The 23,357-nt window shown below is 72.8% G+C and carries 26 protein-coding genes; 18 read left to right on the top strand and 8 right to left on the bottom strand.

The annotated features are described in order from the left end of the window. Position 1 precedes the first annotated feature (1 nt). Positions 2-331, top strand: coding sequence for a DUF5955 family protein (locus IO20_RS0127575; RefSeq protein ID WP_037636385.1), 330 nt, complete (start codon positions 2-4; stop codon positions 329-331). Between the two features lie 85 nt (positions 332-416). On the opposite strand, the gene IO20_RS0127570 is transcribed toward IO20_RS0127575, so the two are convergent. Next, entirely contained in the window at positions 417-1,043 is a 627-nt protein-coding gene (locus tag IO20_RS0127570) for a response regulator (RefSeq protein WP_030554801.1), read from the bottom strand. A 3-nt stretch (positions 1,044-1,046) separates the two neighbouring features. After that, a complete protein-coding gene (locus IO20_RS0127565) occupies positions 1,047-2,285 on the bottom strand; it encodes a sensor histidine kinase (protein WP_030554800.1) in 1,239 nt (412 codons plus the stop codon). Between the two features lie 112 nt (positions 2,286-2,397). On the opposite strand from IO20_RS0127565, the gene IO20_RS0127560 reads away from it, so the two are divergent. Further along, positions 2,398-3,486, top strand: coding sequence for an ABC transporter permease (locus IO20_RS0127560; protein ID WP_030554798.1), 1,089 nt, complete (start codon positions 2,398-2,400; stop codon positions 3,484-3,486). Further along, entirely contained in the window at positions 3,483-4,166 is a 684-nt protein-coding gene (locus tag IO20_RS0127555) for an ABC transporter ATP-binding protein (RefSeq protein WP_030554796.1), read from the top strand. Before IO20_RS0127560 ends, IO20_RS0127555 begins: the two co-directional genes overlap by 4 nt. Positions 4,167-4,206: 40 nt before the next feature. Here the strand turns inward: IO20_RS0127555 and IO20_RS0127550 are convergent, their stop codons facing one another. Beyond that, the gene (locus tag IO20_RS0127550; protein WP_030554794.1) at positions 4,207-4,806 is read right to left on the bottom strand and encodes a hypothetical protein; all 600 of its coding nucleotides are present in this window, start codon (positions 4,804-4,806) and stop codon (positions 4,207-4,209) included. 33 nt (positions 4,807-4,839) lie between these two features. Next, on the bottom strand, positions 4,840-5,652 hold the full coding sequence (locus IO20_RS0127545) for an IclR family transcriptional regulator (RefSeq protein ID WP_030554792.1): 813 nt from the start codon (positions 5,650-5,652) through the stop codon (positions 4,840-4,842). A gap of 329 nt (positions 5,653-5,981) precedes the next feature. On the opposite strand from IO20_RS0127545, the gene allB reads away from it, so the two are divergent. After that, complete coding sequence (gene allB, locus IO20_RS0127540) at positions 5,982-7,316, top strand: allantoinase AllB (RefSeq protein ID WP_030554790.1); 1,335 nt, start codon at positions 5,982-5,984, stop codon at positions 7,314-7,316. 3 nt (positions 7,317-7,319) lie between these two features. Continuing rightward, positions 7,320-8,438 carry an allantoicase gene (gene alc, locus IO20_RS0127535; protein WP_031127728.1) on the top strand — a complete coding sequence of 373 codons (1,119 nt, stop codon included), beginning with the start codon at positions 7,320-7,322 and terminating at the stop codon, positions 8,436-8,438. Positions 8,439-8,608: 170 nt separating this feature from the next. Here alc and IO20_RS0127530 read toward each other — a convergent pair whose 3' ends face one another. Then, positions 8,609-9,361 carry an SDR family NAD(P)-dependent oxidoreductase gene (locus IO20_RS0127530; RefSeq protein ID WP_031127727.1) on the bottom strand — a complete coding sequence of 251 codons (753 nt, stop codon included), beginning with the start codon at positions 9,359-9,361 and terminating at the stop codon, positions 8,609-8,611. Between the two features lie 195 nt (positions 9,362-9,556). Here IO20_RS0127530 and IO20_RS0127525 point away from each other — a divergent pair, with 195 nt between their 5' ends. The 3 genes from IO20_RS0127525 to IO20_RS0127515 all read left to right on the top strand — a co-directional run bounded on the left by IO20_RS0127525 (position 9,557) and on the right by IO20_RS0127515 (position 11,576). Beyond that, positions 9,557-10,165, top strand: a complete 609-nt coding sequence (locus IO20_RS0127525) for a dihydrofolate reductase family protein (RefSeq protein ID WP_030554786.1) — start codon at positions 9,557-9,559, stop codon at positions 10,163-10,165. Between the two features lie 113 nt (positions 10,166-10,278). Beyond that, positions 10,279-11,208 carry a DMT family transporter gene (locus IO20_RS0127520; protein ID WP_030554785.1) on the top strand — a complete coding sequence of 310 codons (930 nt, stop codon included), beginning with the start codon at positions 10,279-10,281 and terminating at the stop codon, positions 11,206-11,208. Between the two features lie 11 nt (positions 11,209-11,219). Then, the gene (locus tag IO20_RS0127515) at positions 11,220-11,576 is read left to right on the top strand and encodes a hypothetical protein (RefSeq protein WP_030554783.1); all 357 of its coding nucleotides are present in this window, start codon (positions 11,220-11,222) and stop codon (positions 11,574-11,576) included. Between the two features lie 22 nt (positions 11,577-11,598). On the opposite strand, the gene IO20_RS0127510 is transcribed toward IO20_RS0127515, so the two are convergent. Continuing rightward, the gene (locus IO20_RS0127510; protein WP_030554781.1) at positions 11,599-11,823 is read right to left on the bottom strand and encodes a hypothetical protein; all 225 of its coding nucleotides are present in this window, start codon (positions 11,821-11,823) and stop codon (positions 11,599-11,601) included. A 146-nt stretch (positions 11,824-11,969) separates the two neighbouring features. Between IO20_RS0127510 and IO20_RS0127505 the strand changes: the two genes are divergently transcribed. The 3 genes from IO20_RS0127505 to IO20_RS0127495 all read left to right on the top strand — a co-directional run bounded on the left by IO20_RS0127505 (position 11,970) and on the right by IO20_RS0127495 (position 14,380). Continuing rightward, complete coding sequence (locus IO20_RS0127505) at positions 11,970-13,184, top strand: sensor histidine kinase (RefSeq protein WP_030554779.1); 1,215 nt, start codon at positions 11,970-11,972, stop codon at positions 13,182-13,184. Then, positions 13,181-13,852: a response regulator gene (locus IO20_RS0127500; RefSeq protein ID WP_030554777.1), complete on the top strand. Its 672-nt coding sequence runs from the start codon at positions 13,181-13,183 to the stop codon at positions 13,850-13,852. The genes IO20_RS0127505 and IO20_RS0127500 overlap by 4 nt, the downstream gene beginning before the upstream one ends. 102 nt (positions 13,853-13,954) lie before the next feature. Further along, positions 13,955-14,380: a PaaI family thioesterase gene (locus IO20_RS0127495; protein WP_030221005.1), complete on the top strand. Its 426-nt coding sequence runs from the start codon at positions 13,955-13,957 to the stop codon at positions 14,378-14,380. 62 nt (positions 14,381-14,442) lie between these two features. Here IO20_RS0127495 and IO20_RS0127490 read toward each other — a convergent pair whose 3' ends face one another. Next, on the bottom strand, positions 14,443-15,444 hold the full coding sequence (locus tag IO20_RS0127490) for a Gfo/Idh/MocA family protein (RefSeq protein ID WP_030554775.1): 1,002 nt from the start codon (positions 15,442-15,444) through the stop codon (positions 14,443-14,445). 167 nt (positions 15,445-15,611) lie between these two features. On the opposite strand from IO20_RS0127490, the gene IO20_RS0127485 reads away from it, so the two are divergent. The 6 genes from IO20_RS0127485 to IO20_RS0127460 all read left to right on the top strand — a co-directional run bounded on the left by IO20_RS0127485 (position 15,612) and on the right by IO20_RS0127460 (position 21,103). Further along, positions 15,612-16,331 carry a UTRA domain-containing protein gene (locus IO20_RS0127485; protein ID WP_030554773.1) on the top strand — a complete coding sequence of 240 codons (720 nt, stop codon included), beginning with the start codon at positions 15,612-15,614 and terminating at the stop codon, positions 16,329-16,331. Positions 16,332-16,432: 101 nt separating this feature from the next. Beyond that, positions 16,433-17,452, top strand: a complete 1,020-nt coding sequence (locus IO20_RS0127480) for a sugar ABC transporter substrate-binding protein (protein WP_030554772.1) — start codon at positions 16,433-16,435, stop codon at positions 17,450-17,452. Beyond that, positions 17,449-18,504, top strand: a complete 1,056-nt coding sequence (locus IO20_RS0127475; protein ID WP_030554770.1) for an ABC transporter permease — start codon at positions 17,449-17,451, stop codon at positions 18,502-18,504. Before IO20_RS0127480 ends, IO20_RS0127475 begins: the two co-directional genes overlap by 4 nt. Next, on the top strand, positions 18,501-19,295 hold the full coding sequence (locus IO20_RS0127470) for an ATP-binding cassette domain-containing protein (protein ID WP_030554769.1): 795 nt from the start codon (positions 18,501-18,503) through the stop codon (positions 19,293-19,295). The genes IO20_RS0127475 and IO20_RS0127470 overlap by 4 nt, the downstream gene beginning before the upstream one ends. A gap of 57 nt (positions 19,296-19,352) precedes the next feature. Beyond that, positions 19,353-20,528 carry an ROK family glucokinase gene (locus tag IO20_RS0127465; protein ID WP_030221020.1) on the top strand — a complete coding sequence of 392 codons (1,176 nt, stop codon included), beginning with the start codon at positions 19,353-19,355 and terminating at the stop codon, positions 20,526-20,528. Next, complete coding sequence (locus tag IO20_RS0127460) at positions 20,525-21,103, top strand: hypothetical protein (protein ID WP_030554768.1); 579 nt, start codon at positions 20,525-20,527, stop codon at positions 21,101-21,103. Before IO20_RS0127465 ends, IO20_RS0127460 begins: the two co-directional genes overlap by 4 nt. Before the next feature lie 44 nt (positions 21,104-21,147). Here the strand turns inward: IO20_RS0127460 and IO20_RS0127455 are convergent, their stop codons facing one another. Then, positions 21,148-21,585 carry a MarR family winged helix-turn-helix transcriptional regulator gene (locus IO20_RS0127455; RefSeq protein ID WP_030554767.1) on the bottom strand — a complete coding sequence of 146 codons (438 nt, stop codon included), beginning with the start codon at positions 21,583-21,585 and terminating at the stop codon, positions 21,148-21,150. Between the two features lie 150 nt (positions 21,586-21,735). Here IO20_RS0127455 and IO20_RS0127450 point away from each other — a divergent pair, with 150 nt between their 5' ends. Further along, entirely contained in the window at positions 21,736-23,241 is a 1,506-nt protein-coding gene (locus tag IO20_RS0127450) for an MFS transporter (protein ID WP_030554766.1), read from the top strand. The last annotated feature ends 116 nt before the right edge of the window (positions 23,242-23,357 follow it).

The following is a 23,357-nucleotide window of genomic DNA, read 5'->3' as shown; positions in this document are numbered from 1 at the left end:
CGTGTTGCGAAGCGTGGGGCAGAGGCGAGTGACCGGCGAGGGCGTGGACCCCAGAGTGGCTGAACTGCGATCCGCCGTGGCCCGGCTCCGACGAGAACTGGCCGCCCACCGGGTGGAGTTCACCGACCGGGGCATCGCGGAGGACGAGCTCGCCGCCCTGGACGCGATGGCGCTCAGCGGCGCCCCCGAGGTACGACGCCTTCGCCGCTCCCTGCTGCTCGTCGCGGGCTGCGTCGGATCCGTCAGCGCGCTCGCCGAGGGACTCGCGGGCGTCCGCCGCGCCGTCGAACTCTTCGGGCCTTCGCCTCAGGACACCGGTCCTACCGTCTGATCACGAGGCGTTCCGGCAGCCGCCCAGGACCTCGGCCCTACCGCCTGATCACGAGGCGTCCCGGCAGCCGCACAGGACCCCGGTCCTACCGCCTGATCAGCCGGCGCGCGGTCGCCGTCGCCACCGCCGCCGTGCGCGAGTCCACGCCCAGCTTCGCGAAGACGTGCACCAGATGCGACTTCACCGTCGCCTGGCTCAGGAACAGCACCTTGCTGATCTGCTGGTTCGACAGACCCTCGCCGACCAGCTGGAGCACTTCGAGTTCCCGCTTGGTCAGGGCCTCCGCCGGCGTCCGCATCCGGTCCATCAGTCGGTGCGCCACCGCCGGGGCGAGCGCCGACTGACCGGCAGCGGCCGTCCGGACCGCCGCTGCCAGCTCCTCCGGCGGCGCGTCCTTCAGGAGGTAGCCGGAGGCGCCCGCCTCCACCGCCGCCAGGATGTCCGCGTCCGTGTCGTACGTCGTCAGGACCAGCACCTTCGGGCCGCCGGGCGCCGCCGTGATCGCCGCCGTCGCCTCCGAGCCGTGCATCCCGGACCCGAACTGCAGGTCCATCAGCACCACGTCCACACCGCCGGCCGTGGCCAGCTCCACCGCCCGTTCGGCGGTGGCAGCCTCCGCGACGACGGCGAAGTCCGGCTCCGTGTCGAGGACCGCGCGCAGACCCGCCCGTACCACCGGATGGTCGTCGGCCAGGAGCAGACGGATGGTCATGGTTCACACTCCAGCGGGGAGGGGGAGGGACACGGCGACGGCCGTGCCCTGGCCGGGCGCGGACTCCACGGTGAACGTGCCGCCCAGCGACTCCGCCCGCGAGCGCATCGCCGGAAGCCCGAAACCGCCGTCCGACGAGGGACGGCCCACGGAGGCGGGATCAAAACCCTTCCCGTCGTCGACGACGTCCAGGGTGACCGAGGCGTCCATGAACGACAGGGTGATCTCGGCCCGCGAGGCCCCCGCGTGCCGCACCGTGTTCGCCAGCGCCGACTGCGCGATCCGCAGCAGCGCCACCTCGTACGGAGTCGGCAGCTCGACCGGCGTACCGCTGACCGAGAAGCGCACCCGCGGCCCCGCCCCGCCCGGCCCGTGCGCACCCGGTCCGGCGCCCGGCTCGCACAGGCGCTCCAGCGCCGCCGCCAGGGAGCCGTGCTCCAGGTCCGGCGGCGAAAGGGCGCGGACGAAGCGCCTGGCCTCCGCCAGGTTGTCCTGGGCCGCCTGCCGCGCCCGTTCGATGTGTCCCGAGGCCGGGGACCCCGGCGGCAGGGCCCGCTCCGCCGCCCGCAGCAGCAGCTGGATCGAGGACAGACCCTGCGCGAGGGTGTCGTGGATCTCGCGCGCGAGGCGCTCCCGTTCGGCGAGCGTCCCCGCGTGCCGCTCCGCCGCCGCCAGCTCCGCCCGGGTCGCGAGCAGCTCCTCGATGAGCCGGCGCCGCCGTTCGCTCTCCCGGTACAGGGCCTGGTAGCCGAGGACCGTCGCCACCGCGACCGCCGCGCCGAGCAGCGGCCCGATGAAGACGCCCGGATTGAGCGGGGCGCCGTGCCCCACGTACGAGAGGATCGCCGCGCCCGCCGTCAGGGCGACCACCGGCAGCGACCAGCGCGCGGGCAGCAGGTGCAGCTGCACGAAGTACAGCGGGAACGCCACCCAGAGCGCCTCCGGGGTCAGCCACAGCAGCACGAGCCAGGACGCGCACAGGACTCCCAGCCACACGGCGGCGCCCCGCCGTGAGTCGCGCACCGACGGCAGGTACGAACCGGCCGCGTAGACCGCGCCCGTCACCACCGCCATCGCCGTCCCGGCCGCCGACTCCGCCCGTACCGCCGTGAGGGCGAGCAGGCCGGCCGTCAGCAGGTGCAGGCAGACACGCAGCGCGCGCGGGGCCGGGGTGAGGGAGGGCCGCTCGGCGGGGTGGAGGGCAGAACGCCGTGGGGGGCGGAGGGAGGAAGGGGGACGCATGGTCCCCCCAGCGTAGACAGCGGCAGACGATCCGGACTCAACCGAAAGTTTGATTGCGGGGCCATCCGTGGCGCGATGCCGGCCGGGCCCCCCGCGGACCACCCTGGTCAGCATGTTCGTGGCATGGAGAGACCTCGGATTCGCCAAAGGGCGATTCGCACTCATGGGCACCGTGATCGTGCTGATCACCCTGCTCGTCGGATTGCTGTCAGGGCTGACGGCCGGACTCGCGCGGGAGAACATCTCCGCGATCACCGGCCTACCCGCCGACCGGCTGGCCTTCGCGGCACCGCCGTCCGGGCAGTCGGTCTCCTTCACCAACTCGACGGTGACGGAGGAACAGTGGCGCCGCTGGTCGGAGCGGCCCGGCGTGACGGCCGCGGCGCCGCTCGGCATCCGTACCCTCAACGCCGCCGCCGGGGACCGTACCGCCGCCGTGTCCGCCTTCGGTACGGAGCCGGACACCGGCCTCGCCCCCTCCCCGCCCGCCGCCGGGCGGGCCGTCCTCTCGGAGTCGGCCGCCGAGGAACTGGCCGTGACCACCGGTGACGCCGTCCGCCTCGGCCCCCTGGAGCTCACCGTCGCGGCGGTCGCCGGCGACGCCTCGTACAGCCACACCCCGGTGGTGTGGACCTCGCTCGACGACTGGCAGAAGCTCGGCCGCACCGGCACGACCGCGCAGGAGGAGGCCACCGTCATCGCGCTGAGAGGCGCCGACGGGGGCGAGGGCGCCGACTGGGCGGCCGGGGACGAGACCGTCGGCACCGAGGCGCGGACCCTCGACGAGGCCCTCACCGCCATAGGGTCCTACCAGGCGGAGAACGGCTCGCTCCAGCTCATGCGCGGCTTCCTCTTCGCCATCTCCGCCCTGGTCATAGGAGCCTTCTTCACCGTCTGGACCATCCAGCGCAGCGGCGACGTGGCCGTCCTCAAGGCGCTCGGCGCCTCGACCCCGTACCTCCTCAAGGACGCTCTCGGGCAGGCCGTCCTCATGCTCACCGCCGGCACCCTGCTGGGCACCGCGCTCGCCGTCGGCATCGGCGCCCTGGTCAGCGGCGGGAACGTGCCCTTCGTACTGGAGCCGCTCACCGTCCTCGGACCTGCGGCGGTGATCGTCGTGCTCGGTGTCCTCGGCGCGGCGCTGTCCATCCGGCGGATCACCGCCGTCGACCCTCTGACCGCCCTCGGGAGCGCCCGATGAGTCTCGTCCTCGATTCCGTCACCCTCACCTACCCCGACGGGGACGGCCGGCTCACCGCCCTCGACGCCGTCTCCCTCGACGTCCCCGCCGGTACGCTCACGGCGGTCGTCGGCCCCTCCGGCTCCGGCAAGTCCAGCCTCCTCGCCGTCGCCGCCACCCTGGTGACCCCGGACCGGGGACGCGTGGCCGTCGCCGGTACGGACACGGCGGCGCTCACCCCCGCCGACAAGGCGCGACTGCGACGCGAGCACATCGGGATCGTCTTCCAGCAGCCCAACCTGCTGCCCTCGCTGAACGCGGCCGAGCAGCTCCAGGTGATGGCCCACCTGTCCGGGCGACCGCCGAAGGCGGTACGGGGCCGTGCCCTGGAACTCCTCGACGCGGTGGGCCTCGCGGACCAGGCCCACCGCAGGCCGCACCAGCTCTCGGGCGGTCAGCGGCAGCGGGTGAACATCGCGCGGGCGCTCATGAACGAGCCGTCCGTGCTCCTCGTCGACGAGCCGACCAGCGCGCTGGACCACGAGCGGGGCGCGGCCGTCATGGACCTCCTGGCGAGCCTCACGGCGGAGCGCGGTACGGCGACGGTCCTGGTCACCCACGACCGCGCGCACCTCGCCCGCACCGACCGCACGGTGACGGTCCAGGACGGCAGGCTCACGGCGGAGCCGGTACGGGTCTGAGGGCCTGGGGGCCCGGGGCGGGGCCACGGTGCGGGCCGGGTCAGCCGAACCAGACGACGAGGCGGACGTTCTCGTCCCCGTGGACGGCCGCCAGCCCGCCCATCGCCGCCCACACCGGGCCCCAGTCGCCGTCCGGCGGGGCGAACATGCGGGGCGTGAGGGTCACCGGGCGGTACACGGCGCCGTTCCATGGGACGTCGGCGCCCGGCGGCCACTCCGGCGGCATCAGGTCCTCGCCGAAGAGCTCCTCCGCCGCGTCGAGGACCTCGATCGGTGTCCAGGGCACCTGGTGCAGGGCGAGTGCGCCGTCGGGTCCGGGCCGCCACTCGCCGACGCGGTTCCCGTCGGGCCCGTCGCCGAGCGGCACGTCCCAGTCGACGGCCGCGATCTCGGCCCACGTGGCGTACGAGTGACCGTGGTGCAGCTCCTCGGACGTGCGCGGGACCGGCTCGGAGACGTCCTCCGGGCAGCCCCGCCGGTCGAACAGGGCGCGGTCCACCCCGAGGGCGCCGCCGAAGCCGAAGAGGCACTCCCAGGCGTGCCGGTCGCGCCCGAGCGCGCGGTCCGGCAGATCGAGCGCGATGCCCCAGCGGCCCTCGCGCTCGCGCATCTCGATCACACCGTCGATGTCCACGCCCATGGCGACGACCCCAGGGCGCGTGCCAGGCCGTGCTCAGCCGTGTCCGTTCCCGTTCCCCGCCGTGTTCGCCAGGGCCGCCGACAGTTCGCGGGCGACCTGCTGGAGGATCGGGACGATCTTCTCCGTGGCCGCCTCGGTGACGCGGCCCGCCGGGCCCGAGATGGAGATCGCCGCGGCGGTGGGGGAGTCGGGTACCGGCACCGCGAGGCAGCGGACTCCTATCTCCTGCTCGTTGTCGTCGACGGCGTACCCCGTCTCGCGGACCGCGACGAGCGCGTCGAGGAAGCCGTCCGGCGTGGTGATGGTCTTCTCGGTCGCCGCGGGCATGCCGGTACGGGCGAGCAGCGCGCGCACCTCGTCCGCCGGGGCGTGCGCGAGGAGGGCCTTGCCGACACCGGTCGAGTGCGGCAGCACCCGCCGGCCGACCTCGGTGAACATGCGCATCGAGTGCTTGGACGGCACCTGGGCCACGTACACGATCTCGTCGCCGTCGAGCAGCGCCATGTTCGCGGTCTCGCCGGTCTCCTCGACGAGCCGCGCCAGGTACGGGCGGGCCCAGGTGCCGAGGAGGCGGGAGGCGGACTCGCCGAGCCGGATGAGGCGGGGGCCGAGCGCGTACCGCCGGTTGGGCTGCTGGCGCACGTAGCCGCAGGCGACCAAGGTGCGCATCAGGCGGTGGATCGTGGGGAGGGGCAGTCCGCTGCTGGCGGAGAGCTCGCTCAGCCCGACCTCGCCGCCGGCGTCGGCCATCCGCTCCAGGAGGTCGAAGGCACGCTCAAGGGACTGGACGCCCCCGCTTGCGGCGGGCTTGGCGGCGTCGGTGGTGCTGGCGTTGGACGTCGGCACGTCAACGGTCCTTTCGGGGCAGGCGGGCAAGGCAGCAGCCTACCGGGCCACCGGCCGGGGCACCTGGCCCCGGGGTCGGCGTCAACGCCGGTCAGGGGGTGTTTGTCCGGTGTCGGCAGGACCCCGGGCGGGGGCCGGGTCGGCCCCGCATGTGCGGAGCTACGTTCTACTGTACGGAACTTCCATTCCACTTTGTGGAAACCTCTAAGCCGGGTTCGACGACGCCCGATGCTGGAAGTGTGCCCTTGACGGCATGTCGCCTGGAAGTGAAGACTCCTTTTCAACAGTTCGTTGAATTTCCTGCTGCAGTGCTTGAAGAAGGGGTACGGGTGGACGTCAACCTGGTCCTGCGCTCGACGCGTGTCATCACCCCCGAAGGGACGCGCCCGGCGTCGATCGCCGTCTCCGGAGGGACGATCGCGGCCGTGCTCCCGTACGACGCCGAGGTACCCCACGGCGCCCGGCTCGAGGACGTCGGCGACGACGTCGTCCTGCCCGGACTCGTCGACACCCACGTGCACGTGAACGACCCGGGCCGCACCGAGTGGGAGGGCTTCTGGACCGCCACACGGGCGGCGGCGGCCGGCGGCATCACCACCCTGCTCGACATGCCCCTCAACTCCCTCCCGCCGACCACCACCGTGGAGAACCTCCGCGTCAAGCGGGAGGTCGCCCGCAGCAAGGCCCACATCGACGTCGGCTTCTGGGGCGGGGCCCTCCCCGACAACGTCAAGGACCTGCGCCCGCTGCACGACAGCGGCGTCTTCGGCTTCAAGTGCTTCCTGTCGCCCTCGGGCGTGGAGGAGTTCCCCGAGCTGGACCAGGAACAGCTGGCGACCTCGCTGGCGGAGATCTCCGGCTTCGACGGCCTGATGATCGTGCACGCCGAGGACCCGCACCACCTCGCCGCCGCCCCCCAGCGCACCGGCGGCGCGTACGCCGACTTCCTCGCTTCCCGCCCCCGGGACGCCGAGAACACGGCGATCGAGAACCTGGTCAACCAGGCCCGCCGGCTCAACGCCCGCGTCCACGTCCTGCACCTCTCCTCCTCCGACGCGCTGCCGCTCATCGCCGCCGCCAAGGCCGAGGGCGTCAAGATCACCGTCGAGTCCTGCCCGCACTTCCTCACCCTCACCGCCGAGGAGATCCCGGACGGCGCCACCGAGTTCAAGTGCTGCCCGCCCATCCGGGAGGCCGCCAACCAGGACGCCCTGTGGCAGGGCCTCGCGGACGGCACGATCGACTGCATCGTGTCCGACCACTCCCCGTCCACCGCCGACCTCAAGACGCCCGACTTCGCGTCCGCCTGGGGCGGCATCTCCTCCCTCCAGCTCGGCCTGCCCGCCATCTGGACCGAGGCCCGCCGCCGCGGCCACACCCTGGAGGACGTCGTCCGCTGGATGTCCGAGGGTCCGGCCCGGCTCGCCGGACTCACCCGCAAGGGCGCCATCGAGGCCGGCCGCGACGCCGACTTCGCCGTCCTCGCCCCCGACGCCACCTTCACCGTCGACCCGGCCGAGCTCCAGCACCGCAACCGGATCACCGCGTACGCCGGCAAGACCCTCAGCGGCGTCGTCACCTCCACCTGGCTGCGCGGAGAGCGCATCGTCGACCGCGGCACCCTCGCCGAGCCGACCGGCCGCCTCCTCGAAAGGAACAACTGACCCGTGAGCACCGGCATACCCTCCTTCACCGGCGACGCCAGCCCCTACGGCGGCGGCGACCCGTACGCCGACTACCGGACGGCCGACTTCCCCTTCACCCGGTACGCCGACCTCGCCGACCGCCGCCTCGGCGCCGGCGTCATCGCCGCCAACGACGAGTTCTTCGCCGAGCGCGAGAACCTGCTCAAGCCCGAGGCCGCCGAGTTCGACCCCGAACACTTCGGCCACAAGGGCAAGATCATGGACGGCTGGGAGACCCGCCGCCGCCGCGGCATCTCCGCCCAGCAGCCGCACCCCACCCAGGACGACCACGACTGGGCCCTCGTACGCCTCGGCGCGCCCGGCGTCGTCCGCGGCATCGTCGTCGACACCGCCCACTTCCGCGGCAACTACCCGCAGGCCGTCTCCGTCGAGGCCACCTCCGTCGCAGGCTCCCCCTCACCGGAGGAACTCCTCGCCGACGACGTGAAGTGGACGACGCTCGTCCCGCGCACCGCCGTCGGCGGCCACGCCGCCAACGGCTTCGCCGTCGACGTCGAACAGCGCTTCACCCACCTCCGCGTCAACCAGCACCCCGACGGCGGCATCGCCCGCCTCCGCGTCTACGGCGAGGTCGCCCCCGACCCGGCCTGGCTCGGCGTCCTCGGCACCTTCGACCTCGCCGCCCTGGAGAACGGCGGCCAGGTCGAGGACGCCTCCGACCGCTTCTACTCCCCGGCCACCAACACCATCCAGCCCGGCCGCTCCCGCAAGATGGACGACGGCTGGGAGACCCGCCGCCGCCGCGACAAGGGCAACGACTGGATCCGCTACCAGCTCGCCGCCGAGTCCGAGATCCGCGCCGTCGAGATCGACACCGCGTACCTCAAGGGCAACAGCGCCGGCTGGGCCGCCCTCTCCGTCGCCGCCGAAGGCTCCGACGACTGGACCGAGATCCTGCCCAGGACCCGCCTCCAGCCCGACACCAACCACCGCTTCGTGCTCGACACCCCGGCGGTCGGCTCCCGCGTCCGGATCGACATCTACCCGGACGGCGGCATCTCCCGCCTCCGCCTCTACGGCTCCCTCACGGACGCCGGTACGGCACGGCTGACCGCCCGCCACCAGGAGCTGGGCGGCTGACCGGCTCCCCCTGAACCGGGCGGGGGCTCACAGGGCCGACCGTGCTCGCCTCCCTCGTTCCTCGGGAGGCTCCGCGCGCTCGGCCCTGTTCCCCCGGCCGCGCCCCTTCGGCTCACTCGCCGGGCACCTGGTGGGCGTCACACGCTTACCGGGCGCACGCCCACCCCCCGTCACGCCGCATGCCCGCCGTCCACCGAGAACTCGGCGCCCGTCACGTACCGCCCCTCCGGCCCCGCGAGGAAGGCGACCATCGCGGCCACCTCGTCCGGCGTACCGAAGCGGCCGAGTGCCGTCATCGTCGCCTGGCCCTCCGCGTACGGGCCGTCCGCCGGGTTCATGTCCGTGTCGGTCGGACCGGGGTGGACGATGTTGGCCGTGATGCCACGCCCTCCGAGCTCGCGGGCGAGGGCCTTCGTCAGGCCGACGAGCGCCGACTTGCTCATGGTGTACAGCGTGCCGCCAGGACTCGGCACCCGCTGGCTCATGCAGGTGCCGATCGTGACGATCCGCCCGCCCTCCGGCAGTCGCCCGGCCGCCGCCTGGGAGGCGAGGAAGGCCGCCCGGACGTTGACCGCGAGGACCCGGTCCACGTCCGCGAGGGGCAAGGACTCCAGCGGTCCGAGGACCCCGACGCCCACGTTGTTCACGAGGACGTCGAGCCGCCCCAGCGCGTCCGCCGCCCACGTCACCGCTCCCGCCGCGTCCCCGGCGTCGGCGGCGTCGGCCCGCAGGGGCAGCGCCTTGCGGCCGGCCGCCTCGATCAGGGCGGCGACCTCCTTGGCCCGGGCCTCGTCCCGGGCGTAGGTGAAGGCCACGTCCGCGCCCTCCCGGGCCAGACGCACGGCGGTGGCCGCGCCGATCCCCCTGCTGCCGCCCGTCACCAGGACCGCCGTGCCGTTCATCGTGCCGTTCGTCGTGGACATCCCGAGACCTCCGTGAGCCGTACCGAGTGGTTGCGGGTTCAATGAAAGTCGCCGTGGCCGCCGGACGCTGGCGGGAATCGGACCCCGACCCGGGAGCGGGTCGGACCCCGCCTCGTGCGCACCGATGACTTTCGCCGGGCGGCGCGGTCAGTACGGGTGAGACACGATGGTTCGGAGAACGAAAGGGCACCCGCCATGGCCACCCTCAGCCTCACCCAGTTCCTCACCCTCGACGGCGTCCACCAGGCCCCCGGCGGCCCCCAGGAGGACCCCAGCGGCGGATTCGAGCACGGCGGCTGGTCCGTGCCGTTCGGCGACGAGGACTTCGGGCAGTACATGAACGAGGTCTTCACCCGCCCGACCGCCTTCCTCCTCGGCCGCCGCACGTACGAGATCTTCGCGAGCTACTGGCCGCGGCACGACGACCCCGCCGACCCCATCGCCTCCAAGCTCAACGCCCTCCCCAAGTACGTCGCCACCACCACCCTCGACTCCGCCGACTGGACCGGGACCACCCTCCTGCGCGGCGACGTGGTGAAGGAGGTCGCCGACCTCAAGGAGAGCCTCGACGGCGAGATCCAGATGCACGGCAGCGGCGGCCTCGCCCGGACCCTGCTCGACCACGACCTGATCGACACCCTGCACCTGCTCGTCTTCCCGGTGATCCTCGGCACCGGCCGCCGCCTCTTCTCCGACGGCGTCCGCCCCACCGCCTTCCGCAACACCGCGTCCCGCACCACCGGTTCGGGCGTCGCCCTCCTCACGTACGAGCTGGTGGGACGCCCCGAGTACGGCAGCTACTGATGCCGAGGCGGGGAAAGGTGTAGCCACCACGGGCCCCGCCGGGTACGGTGATCGCTCCGCGTGTGAGCCGTTGAAGTCTCCACATCACCCTGAGAGTTGGAGAACGGCCCACGATGTCGGCTTCGATCGCCGCCCCGCTGCCCCTCGGCGCCCCCCGGCGCGCCTGGCTCACCGACCTGCCCGTCCTGCTCGTCGCCGTCGTCTGGGGCACCAGCTACCTCGCCGCCAAGGGCATCACCACCACCCACACCGTCATCGCGGTCCTCGTCCTGCGGTTCGCGGTGGTGCTGCCCGTCCTCGTCGTCGCCGGGTGGTCCAGGCTGCGGGCGCTCAGCGCGGCCCAGTGGCGCGGCGCCGCGACCCTCGGTCTGATCCTCAGCGGGATCTTCCTCCTGGAGACGTACGGCGTCGTCCACACCTCCGCCACCAACGCGGGCCTCATCATCAGCCTCACCATGATCCTCACCCCGCTCGCCGAGGCCGCCGTCACCCGGGTCGCCCCGCCCCGCGCCTTCCTCGCCGCCGCCGGGCTCTCCGTCACCGGAGTCGTGCTGCTCACCCAGGGCGGCGGGTTCACCGCCCCCTCCCTCGGTGACCTCCTCATGCTGCTCGCGGCCCTCGCCCGTACCGTCCACGTCCTGGCCATGTCCCGGATCAAGGCCGTCGAGTCGGCCGACTCGCTCTCCCTCACCACCGTGCAGCTCGGCTCCGCCGTCGCGGTCTTCGCCGTCATCGCGGCCTTCCCCGGCACCGGCGCCTCGCCCTGGACGGTGGCCCTCGACTTCGGCCCCCGCGAATGGGCCGGGCTGATCTTCCTCTCCGTCTTCTGCACGCTCTTCGCCTTCTTCGTGCAGATGTGGGCGGTGCGCCGCAGCTCCCCGTCCCGGGTCAGCCTCCTCCTCGGCACGGAACCGCTCTGGGCCGCCGCCGTGGGCATCGCCCTCGCGGGCGACCGCCCCGGGGCTCTCGGCCTGGCGGGCGCCATCCTCGTGCTCGCGGGCACCACTTGGGGCCGCCGGGCCGCCGACAAGGACGCCGGGTAGGTTCTTCGACCATGCGTTCACTGGTCTACGACAACGAGTTCCGGGCCCGAGCCCGCCGCACCCAGGGCTGGGGACTCGCCCTCCTGACCGTCGCCGCCCTGTGCTGGGTCTGGTTCGGGGTCCTGCTCCTGACCCCGTACGAGGACGGTGACGGCGGCGGCAGCCCCTGCCCCGCGCTCCTCACCAGCGAGTACGTCCACCACGACGACTGCGTCGAGGCCCGCGACTGGCCCGGACTCCTCGCCGTCCTCGGTGGTTCCGTCCCCTTCGCCGTCATCGGCGGCGTCCTCTACACCAGCGGATCCGTCTCCCACCGGATGGCCGAGCACCTCGCCGAGGTGAAGCGCCTCGACGCGGCGAAGGGCTGACCCCCGCACACGGGCGGGCCGCTCACGACTTCCTCGGCACCCGGTCCGACACGATCAGGAGAACGACGCCGAGGACCGCGATCACGATGTTGGCGAACAGCTCCCGACCCTGAAGGAACCCCACGTTCTCCGTGAGGAACCGCGTCACGCCGAGGAGCCGGAACCAGCCGTCCGTCAGCTCGCGCACCACCCCCGCCACACCGAAGAGGGCGAGCAGGAAACCGATGACCTCCAGAAACTTCTTCATGAAGTGATCATGACCGGGGGCGGTTCCCCGCCGCGTCCGCCTCCGGTCCACGCTCCCCGCTACCGAAGTATCGACCTCCGCGACTTCGGTACCTCCCCGGGCCGCCCATGCCCCGCCCGGCGCCCCCGCCTGCGTACATTGCGGACATGACTCGCACGGACCGGCAGCGCCGGCTGCTCCCCTCCCACCTGGTCGAACCGGGCGCGAGCGGGACGGCCCGGCCGCGCCGTACCGTCCGCGACTGGATCGTGGACATCTCGCTCTTCCTCCTCGCGTCCCTCGTCGGCCTCGTCGCCGCCGACGCCGCGGCGGAGTACAGCAGCGAGCCGGTCATCCTCTTCGACCAACTCGCCGGCGCCGCCGCCTGCTGCGCCCTCTGGCTGCGCCGCCGCTGGCCCGCCGGCCTCGCGATCGCGCTCACCCTGGCGAGCGTGGTGGCCCCGGTCGCGGGCGGCGCCCTCCTCGCGAGCCTGTTCAGCGTCGCCGTACGCCGTCCCTTCCGCGAGGTGGCCTGGCTCGGGGCCCTCGCCGTGGCCGCCTCCACCGTGCAGGTGTTCGTCCGGCCCGATCCCACCCTCAACGCCGGCGTCTCCGCCCTCCTCGGCTTCGTCCTGATCCTGCTCGTCACCGCCTGGGGCATGCTCGTCCGCTCCCGCCGCCAGCTCGTCGAGGCCCTCAGGGAACGCGCCCGCCGCGCCGAGGCGGAGGCCGAACTGCGCGCCGCTCAGGCCCAGCGGCTCGCCCGCGAGTCCATCGCCCGCGAGATGCACGACGTCCTCGCCCACCGGCTCACCCTGCTCAGCGTGCACGCAGGAGCCCTGGAGTTCCGGCCCGACGCCCCGCCCGAGCAGATCGCCCGCGCCGCCGGCGTCATCCGCGACAGCGCCCACGAAGCGCTCCAGGACCTCCGCGAGATCATCGGCGTCCTGCGCGCCCCCGGCGAGAACGGCGACGGAGGCCACCGGCCGCAGCCCACCCTCGCCACCCTCGACGCGCTGATCGACGAATCCCGCGAGGCCGGGGCGGACGTCGTCCTCGACACCACCGTGGACGACCCGGCGACCGTGCCCGCCGCCACCGGCCGCACCGTCTACCGCATCGCCCAGGAAGCCCTGACCAACGCCCGCAAGCACGCGCCCGGCACGAAGGTCACCGTCACCGTCCGGGGCCGCCCCGGCGACGGCCTCACCGTCGGCGTCCACAACCCGGCACCCGCCGGACCGGTCCCGCACGTCCCCGGCTCCGGCCAGGGCCTCATCGGACTCACCGAACGCGCCGCCCTCGCCGGCGGCAGACTCGAGCACGGCCCGGACCCCGACGGCGGATTCACCCTGCGCGCCTGGCTACCGTGGCCCTCATGACCATCCGGCTGCTCATCGTCGACGACGACCCCCTGGTCCGCGCGGGCCTCACCTTCATGCTCGGCGGCGCCGAGGACCTGGAGATCGTCGGCGAGGGCGCCGACGGCCGCGACGTCCCCGAACTCGTCGACCGGCTCGCCCCCGACGTCGTCCTCATGGACATCCGGATGCCCCACGTCGACGGGCTCACCGCCACGGAACGGCTCCGCTCCCTCCCCGGCGCCCCCGAGGTCGTCGTCCTCACCACCTTCCACGCCGACGAGCAGGTCCTGCGCGCCCTGCGCGCAGGCGCCGCGGGGTTCGTCCTCAAGGACACCCCGCCCGCCGAGATCGTCGCCGCCGTCCGCCGGGTCGCGGCCGGCGACCCGGTGCTCTCCCCGGCCGTCACCCGCCAGCTGATGACCCACGTGGCGGGGGAGCCGCACCGGCCCCGGCGCCCCGCGGCCCCCGACCGGCTCGCCGAACTCGCCGACCGCGAGCGGGAGGTGGCCGTCGCCGTCGGCCGCGGGCACTCCAACGCCGAGATCGCCGCCGAGCTCTACATGAGCGTGCCGACCGTCAAGACGTACGTGTCGCGCGTCCTCGCCAAACTCGGCCTCAACAACCGCGTCCAGATCGCCCTGCTCGTCCACGACGCGGGCCTCCTCGACGCGGAGGACGGCGCCTAGGGTCTTTCGTTTGGATCAGGCCGGACCCCGCGAGCCCGGCATGATCCAAACGAAAGGCCCTAGGTCGTGTCGTTCGGATCAAGCCCTGAATAGGCTGACCGGATGACCGACATCGACGAACCCGCCCTCGCCCTCGCACGGAAGGTGCTGGACGCCCAGCCGTTCAGCCGCCTCCTCGGAGCCACCGTCACCGCCTTCGGCGACGGGGGAGCCACTCTGGAGCTGGCGATCAGGGAAGACCTGCGGCAGCAGAACGGATTCGTGCACGGCGGGGTCCTTTCGTACGCCGCCGACAACGCGATCACCTTCGCCGCGGGCACGGTCCTCGGCCCGGCCGTCCTGACCGCCGGTTACTCCATCGACTACGTCAGGCCCGCCGCCGACGGCACCCTGCGCGCCCGCGCGGACGTCCTGCACGCGGGCCGCAGGCAGGCGGTGGTCCGCTGCGAGCTGCTGACCGTCGACGCGGACGGTGTGGAGACGCTGTGCGCCCTGGCGCAGGGCACGGTCCGCTCGGCGAACCCCTGACGGCGGCCGCCCGGACGTGGCGTCGACCGACCGGGCAGCCGGCCGATCGTGACGCCGGCCGGCTACCCGGTGGCGTCGTCCACCCGTACCGGCCGCCGTTCCCGGCGCGAGCGCTCGCACGCCTCCGCGATCCGGAGTGCCGCGAGGGCCTCCCGGCCGTCGCACGGGTTGGCCGCCTCGCCGCGCACCAGCCGTACGAAGGCGTCGAGTTCCGCCTCGTACGCGGCGCCGAACCGCTCCAGGAACCCCGACCAGGGCTTCCCCGGCGCTGCCGGGCCCTGCGGCTCCACCGAGGTGAGCGGGGTGCGGTCGTCCAGGCCCACCGCGATCTGGTCCCGGTCGCCCGCCAGTTCCATGCGGACGTCGTACCCGGCGCCGTTGCTGCGGGTCGCGGTCGCCGTCACCAGCGTGCCGTCGTCCAGGGTGAGCAGCGCGGCGGCCGTGGACACGTCCCCCGCCTCCCGGAACATCGCGGGGCCCGCGTCCGAGCCCGTCGCGTACACCTCCACGACCTCCCGGCCGGTCACCCAGCGGACGATGTCGAAGTCGTGCACCAGGCAGTCCCGGAAGAGACCCCCGGAGAGCGGCAGATACGCGGCCGGCGGCGGCTCCGGGTCGGACGTCACCGCCCGTACGGTGTGCAGCCGGCCGAGCCTTCCCGACCGGACGGCCTCGCGCGCCGCCCCGTACCCCGCGTCGAAGCGCCGCATGAACCCGAGTTGCAGCGCGGTCCCCGCCTCCGCCACCGCCGCGAGCGCGACCCTCGTCCCCGGCACGTCCAGGGCGATCGGCTTCTCGCAGAAGGCGGGCAGCCCCGCGGCCGCCGCGCGGGCGATCAGCTCGGCGTGCGCGGCCGTCGCCGACGCGATCACCACGGCGTCCAGGGCGTGCCCGAACAGCGCCGTCACGTCCGGTGCCGCCTCCGCCCCGAGCGCCCCCGCGACCCCGGCGGCCCGGGTGGCGTCCGCGTCCGCCACGACCAGCGACGCGACCTCCGGGTGGCGGGCCAGCACCCCCGCGTGGAAGCTCCCGATCCGTCCCGTACCGATGAGTCCGATGCGCATGGGCCCACCGTGGAGGCGCCCGTCCACGGTGTCAAGGAGGTGTCAGGACAACCGGACGTCACGACGTCCCGTCAGCGGCTTCCCGCCGTCACCTTCCTGTCGTCGGCGCCCCGGGCTACGCTCCCCCCGTGTCCAAGCAGTCCGGCTCCTCCCTGCCCCCGCTCGCCGTGGACCGCACCAGTCCGGTCCCGCTGTACTTCCAGCTCGCCCGGCAGCTGGAGGACGCCGTGGCGGACGGGACGCTGACACCGGGCACCCTCCTCGGCAACGAGATCGACCTCGCCACCCGTCTCGGACTCTCCCGCCCGACCGTCCGCCAGGCCATCCAGACGCTCGTCGACAAGGGCCTCCTCGTCCGCCGCCGGGGGATCGGCACCCAGGTCGTGCACAGCGCGGTCCGGCGCCCGCCGGAGCTCAGCAGCCTCTACGACGACCTGGACGCCGCCGGGCAGCTCCCCGCGACCCGGGTCCTCGTCAACCGCCTCGAACCCGCCACCGCCGAGGTCGCGGCGGCCCTCGGCGTACCGGAGGGCCACGAGGTCCTGTATCTGGAGCGGCTCCGTACCGCGCACGGCGAGCCTTTGGCGTACCTCCGCAACCACCTGCCGGCCGGGCTCCTGGAACCGGACGGCGAGCGGCTCGGGACCACCGGCCTCTACCGGCTGCTCCGCGCCGCCGCGCTCACCCTGCACAGCGCCCGCCAGGCCGTCGGCGCCCGCGCCGCGAACGCCGCGGAGGCGGCGCTGCTCGACGAGCGGGCGGGTGCCCCGCTGCTGACGATGGAGCGGGTCACGTTCGACGACACCGGCCGGGCCGTCGAGTACGGCTCCCACCTGTACCGGGCCGCCCGCTACTCCTTCGAGTTCCAGCTGATGGTCCGTCCGTAGCCCTGGACGGCCCCCCTGACGGGCGCCAGGATCCGCATGACCGATACTGCAGTGCACGCAGGACACAGCACGCAGAAGGACACAAAGGAGGGCACCGCCTCGTGACCAGGCTTCGGACCGGAGGGGTACGCGCCGCAGTCGGCGCCGTGCTCGCGCTCGCGCTCACAGGAGCACTCGCCGGATGCAGCAGCACCGGCGGAAAGCGGGCCGAGGACGCCCGCAAGGCCGCCGAGGCCCAGGGCAGGGCGGCCGTCGACACCCCCCGCTGGACCGTCGCCATGGTGACCCACTCGGGTGACGGCGACACCTTCTGGGACATCGTCCAGAAGGGCGCCAGGCAGGCCGCCGCCAAGGACAACATCAACTTCCTCTACGCCCACAGCGACGAGGCCCAGCAGCAGGCGCAGCTGATCGACTCGTACGTCTCCAAGGGCGTCGACGGACTCATCGTCACCCTCGCCAAGCCCGACGCCATGAAGGCCGCCGTCGCGAAGGCCGTCGAGGCGGGCATCCCGGTGATCACCGTGAACTCCGGTGCCGAGCAGTCCAAGGCGTACGGCGCGCTCACCCACATCGGCCAGGACGAGAGTGTCGCGGGCGAGGCCGTCGGCGAGGAACTCGACAAGCGGGGGAAGAAGAAGGCGCTCTGCGTCCTGCACGAGCAGGGCAACGTCGGCCACGAGCAGCGCTGCGCCGGAGCGAAGAAGACCTTCGGCGGCGAACTCGTCAACCTGTACGTCGACGGCACCAACATGCCCGACGTCAAGGCGTCCATCGAGGCCAAGCTCCAGTCCGACAAGGACGTCGACGCCGTCGTCACCCTCGGCGCGCCCTTCGCCGACACCGCCGTGCAGGCCGCGAAGAGCGCCGGGAGCAAGGCCGAGGTCGACACCTTCGACCTCAACGCCAAGGTCGCGGGCGCCCTCCAGGCCGGCACGCTCGGCTTCGCCGTCGACCAGCAGCCCTACCTCCAGGGCTACGAGGCCGTCGACCTGCTCTGGCTGTACCGCTACAACGCCGACGTCCTCGGTGGCGGCAGGCCGGTCCTCACGGGCCCGCAGATCATCACCAAGGACGACGCCGCGGCACTCGTCGACTACGCGGAGCGGGGCACCCGATGAGTTCCACCGCCCCGCCCTCGGACGGCATCGACCACGTCGACGAGCGGCTGCTGCGGACCTCCCCGCTGAAGAAGCTGCTCGCCCGGCCCGAACTGGGCTCGGTCGTCGGCGCCGTCGCCGTCTTCGTCTTCTTCTCGGTGGTAGCGGACAGCTTCCTGCGTCCCTCCAGCCTCGGCACGGTCCTCTACGCCGCCTCCACCATCGGCATCATGGCGGTCCCCGTCGCGCTGCTCATGATCGGCGGCGAGTTCGACCTGTCCGCCGGTGTCCTGGTCACCAGCTCGGCCCTCGTCTCGTCGATGGTCAGCTACCAGATGACGGCGAACGTCTGGGTCGGCGTCGGCGTCTCGCTGCTCGTCACCCTGGCCATCGGCGTCTTCAACGGCTTCATGCTGACCCGTACCCGACTGCCCAGCTTCATCATCACGCTCGGCACCTTCCTCATGCTGACCGGCCTGAACCTGGGCCTGACCAAGCTGATCAGCGGCACCGTCTCCACCAAGACCATCGCCGACATGGAGGGCTTCTCCTCCGCGCGCAAGCTCTTCGCCTCGGAGCTCACGATCGGCGGCGTCGAGTTCAAGGTCACCATCCTGTGGTGGCTCGGTCTCGTCGCGCTCGCCACCTGGATCCTGCTCAGGACCCGCTTCGGCAACTGGATCTTCGCGGTCGGCGGCGGCGCCGACGCGGCCCGCGCGGTCGGCGTCCCGGTCTACCGGACGAAGATCGGCCTCTACATGGGCGTGGCGTTCTGCGCCTGGATCGCCGGCCAGCACCTGCTGTTCTCCTTCGACGTCGTCCAGTCGGGCGAAGGGGTCGGCAACGAGCTGATCTACATCATCGCGGCCGTCATCGGCGGCTGTCTGATCACCGGCGGATACGGCTCCGCCATCGGCTCGGCGGTCGGCGCCCTCATCTTCGGCATGACCAGCAAGGGCATCGTGTACGCCGAGTGGAACCCGGACTGGTTCAAGTTCTTCCTGGGAGCGATGCTCCTCCTGGCGACCCTGCTGAACGCCTGGATCCGCAAGCGTGTGGAGGCCACCAAGTGACCACGGAACGGACCTCCCTCGTCGAGCTCGACGACGTCAGCAAGTACTACGGCAACATCCGCGCCCTCGAAGGGGTCTCCCTGGAGGTCCGCGCGGGCGAGATCACCTGTGTCCTCGGCGACAACGGCGCCGGCAAGTCCACCCTCATCAAGATCGTCGCGGGCCTGCACCGGCACGACGCCGGCACCTTCCGCATCGAGGGCGAGGAGGTCGCCCTCGCCAACCCGCGCGACGCCCTCGACCGGGGCATCGCCACCGTCTACCAGGACCTGGCCGTGGTCCCCCTGATGCCGGTCTGGCGGAACTTCTTCCTCGGCTCCGAGCCCACCAGGGGCTCCGGCCCCTTCAAGCGGCTCGACGTCGGCCTGATGCGGTCCACCACCCGCGAGGCACTGCTCCGCATGGGCATCGACCTGCGGGACGTCGACCAGCCGATCGGCACCCTCTCCGGCGGCGAGCGCCAGTGCGTGGCCATCGCCCGCGCCGTCCACTTCGGCGCCAAGGTCCTCGTCCTCGACGAGCCGACGGCCGCGCTCGGCGTGAAGCAGTCGGGCGTCGTCCTCAAGTACGTGGCCGCCGCCCGTGACCAGGGACTCGGCGTGGTCCTCATCACGCACAACCCGCACCACGCCTACCTCGTCGGCGACCGGTTCGTCCTCCTCAAGCGCGGGGTGATGGCCGGCAGTCACACCAAGGGCTCCGTCACGCTCGACGAGTTGACCCGGCAGATGGCCGGCGGCACCGAGCTGGAGGACCTGCGCCACGAACTGGAGAGGCCCTCCGGCGCGTGACCCCCACGCCCTCATGGTGACGGCCCCTTCACACCCCACCTGGCAGAATCGGAGCCGATGAGTACCTACCGTGACCTCGCGCACCGGGGATCCGCCCGCGGCACCGTGCTGCGGACCGTCGGGACCCGGGAGCGGCGCTCCCACCTGACGGCGCCCCGGGTGCCGACCGTCGGCATCGACATCGGCGGTACGAAGGTGATGGCCGGCGTCGTCGACGCCGACGGCAACATCCTGGAGAAGCTCCGCACGGAGACCCCGGACAAGTCCAAGAGCCCCAAGGTCGTCGAGGACACCATCGTCGAGCTGGTCCTCGACCTCGCCGACCGGCACGACGTGCACGCGGTCGGGATCGGCGCGGCCGGCTGGGTCGACGCCGACCGGGCCCGGGTCCTCTTCGCCCCGCACCTCGCCTGGCGCAACGAGCCGCTCAGGGACGCCCTCCAGGGTCGCCTCGCCGTCCCCGTCATGGTGGACAACGACGCCAACACCGCCGCCTGGGCCGAGTGGCGCTTCGGCGCCGGTCGCGGCGAGGACCACCTCGTCATGATCACCCTCGGCACCGGCATCGGCGGCGCCATCCTGGAGGACGGCCAGGTCAAGCGCGGCAAGTACGGGGTCGCCGGCGAGTTCGGCCACATGCAGGTCGTCCCCGGCGGACACCGCTGCCCCTGCGGCAACCGCGGCTGCTGGGAGCAGTACAGCTCGGGCAACGCCCTCGTCCGCGAGGCCCGCGAGCTGGCCGCGGCCGACTCCCCGGTCGCGTACGGGATCATCGAGCGGGTCAAGGGCAACATCCCCGACATCACGGGGCCGCTCATCACCGAGCTCGCCCGTGAGGGCGACGCCATGAGCATCGAGCTGCTCCAGGAGATCGGCCAGTGGCTCGGCGTCGGCATCGCCAACCTCGCCGCCGCCCTCGACCCCTCCTGCTTCGTCATCGGCGGCGGCGTCTCGGCCGCCGACGACCTGCTCATCGGCCCCGCGAGGGAGGCCTTCCGCCGCCATCTCACCGGCCGCGGGTACCGTCCCGAGGCCCGCATCACCCGCGCCCAGCTCGGCCCCGAGGCAGGGATGGTCGGCGCCGCCGACCTCGCCCGGCTCGTCGCCCGCCGCTTCCGCCGCGCCAACCGGCGCCGGGTCGAGCGGTACGAACGGTACGAGCGCTACGCCCAGGCCCTGCGCAACGGGACCTCGGGCCGGGCCGCCCGTACCCCCGAGGATCCGCCTTCATGACCGTGCGCCACCAGTCCACCCCCGCCCGCACCCCGCAGGACAAGCTGCCCGAGGACCGCCGGCACATGATCCGCCGGCGCTGGCTGACGGCCGTCATCATCGTGCTGCTCGTGGGGATCCCGGCCGGGTATCTCGTCATCTCCGCCGGTCAGAGCCGTGACAGCGGCCGCGACAAGGAGCGCGAGTCCTCGGCGGCCGGTCTCCAGGACAACTGGCCCTCGCTGATGAAGCGCCGGGTCTTCGAGGTCCCGGTCCCGGCCGGTTCCTGGGGTGTCGCCTACTACGAGACCAGCAACTGGAAGACGAGCCGGCTGTACGTCCAGTTCACCACGACCGCCACCGGCCTGGACGCCTTCCTCGCCGAGTCCGGCACCAGCCGGGCGGCCCTCGCCCCGGGCCGCGTCACGGTCGGCGAGCGGGACACCGACATCGCCGGCTGGACCTTCACCGAGGGCATGAACTGGGCGGGCACGACGGTGGGGCGCGAAAGGCCTCGCCCCACCACGGACCTCACCGTCGACCTCACCGACCCCGCGTTCCCGCGGGTCTACGCGGTCTCGACGACGAGCCCCTGACCCGCCGCCCCCCCAGGGGCAGCCGAGCGCCTGATCGGATCCGGTCAGGCGCTCTTCTCCATGCCCGGACGCAGTCGGCCGAGCAGGGCGTAGAGGGTCGCGCTCTCGTCCGCGTCGAGGGTGTCGAGCGCGCCGCTGGTGGCCTGCATCTCCTCGCGGACGCGGCGGATGATCTCGCGGCCCTCGTCGGTCGCGACGACGTTCTTCACACGGCGGTCGGCGGGGTCGGGCTCGCGGCGCACCAGGTCGCGGGCCTCCAAGCGGTCGATGATCCCGGTGACGTTGGACGCGTCGCACACCAGGAGGGTGGCGAGGGCGCGCATCGGCAGCGGGCCGTTGAGCTGGGCGAGGGCTTTGGCCTGGGTGGAGGTCAGACCGTGGTGCGCCGCGGCGGCGGCGAAGTCGCGCCACTGGGCGGTGCCGATGGCGGCGAGCAGCTCCAGGAGCTGGAGCTTCGTGGGGGTCTCGGGGGTCGCGCTCATGGTGCGAGGGTACTCAGAATGCTTGACATTATCAATTGTTTACTTGACCACCTCAACTATCGGGGTCTACCGTCGCCGAAGTACTTGACGACATCAAACATCGATGGCCTGAAGCTCTGACGCTGACAGGCACGAAAAGGCCCCTTTGCCATGAGTCACACCCCCGCCACGTCGGCGCCGTCCGCCGCGTCCGCCGCCGACCCCCGGCGCGAGACGGTCGTCGTCTTCGCGCTCAGCCTCGCCGCCATGGTCGTGTCGATGATGCAGACCCTGCCGGTCCCGATCCTCGGCCTCATCCGCGCCGACCTCGGCGTCTCGACCGCCGACGTCAGCTGGGTGACCACCGCCACGCTGCTCTCCGCCGCCGTCTTCACCCCGCTGCTCGGCCGGTTCGGCGACCAGCACGGCAAGAAGCCCACGCTCGTCGCCGTCCTCGTCGTCATGGTCGCCGGCTCCGTCGTCGCCGCCCTCGCGACCTCGCTGCCGCTGCTGATCCTCGGCCGGGTCCTCCAGGGCGCCGCCACCGCGATCTTCCCGCTCGCGCTGTCCGTGCTGCGCGAGGAGGTCCGCCCGCAGAAGCTGCCCGGCGCCATGTCCCTGGTCAGCGGCACGCTCGCCTTCGGCAGCGGCCTCGCGCTCGTCGCGACCGGCCTGCTCACCTCAGGCTCCGCCGCCGACTACCGCAACGCCTTCTGGATGGCCACCGGCTTCGCCGCGCTCGCCCTGCTCGCCGTCGTCCTCCTCGTCCCGGCGACCCGCCACAAGACCGGAGGCCGCACCGACCTCCTCGGCGCGCTCACCCTCGGCCTCACCCTGCTGCTGCTCCTGCTGCCCATCTCGCAGGGCAACGAATGGGGCTGGACCTCCGGCCGCACGCTCGGCGCCTTCGCGGGCGCGGCCGTCATGGCCGCCGTCTGGGTCCTCACGGAACTCAAGGTCCGCGAGCCCCTCGTCGACATGAAGATGTTCGTTCACCGGCCCGTCCTCATGGCCAACCTGGCCGGCGTCCTCGTCGGCTTCGGCATGTTCGCGAACTTCCTCGGCGTCTCCTACCTCGTCCAGATGCCCGAGGCGCTCACCGGCTACGGCTTCGACGCGTCGATCCTCCGCGCCTCCGTCCAGTTCCTGCTGCCGGGCGCGATCGTCTCGCTGCTCGCCTCGCCGATCGGCGGCATGCTGGTCCGCCACCGCGGCCCGCGCACCGCCCTGGCCCTGGCCGCCGGCCTCGGCGCCCTCGGCTTCGCCTGGCTCGGCCTCGACCACGGGCACACCGCCTCGGTGATCGGTGCCGGCATCGTGGTCGGCGCGGCCGTCAGCTTCGGTTACGCGGCCATGCCGGCGGTCATCATGGCGAGCGTCCCGCACCACCAGAGCGGCATCGCCAACGGCATCAACTCGATCTCCCGCTCCACCGGCAGCGCGATCGGCAGCGCCGTCGTGACGACGATCCTGGCCTCCCAGACCCTGGACCACCTCCCGGCCGGCGCCCCGCCGCTGCCCGCCGAGTCCGGCTTCACCCTCACCTTCTGGATCGGAGCGGCGGCCTTCGCCCTGGTCGCCGCCATAGCGGGCCTGGGCCTCCGCCCCCGCCGGGCCGCCCGCACGACCCCGGCGAACGTCCCCGCCGCGGCCCCCGAGAAGGTGACGGCCGCCTGAGGGAAGGACCGGCTGCCCTAGGTTCTGTCGTCAAATGTCACGCCCACATCAGGAGTGATGCGAGGGTGACGGCTGCTTCGTAGGACTGGGCGGTTTTGTCGTAGCGGGTGGCGATG

Origin of the sequence: Streptomyces exfoliatus, from assembly GCF_000725545.1 — a bacterium.
Lineage (GTDB): Bacteria > Actinomycetota > Actinomycetes > Streptomycetales > Streptomycetaceae > Streptomyces > Streptomyces exfoliatus.
The sequence above is the reverse complement of the archived record's forward strand: the minus strand, read 5'-3'. Positions and strand labels throughout refer to the sequence as shown.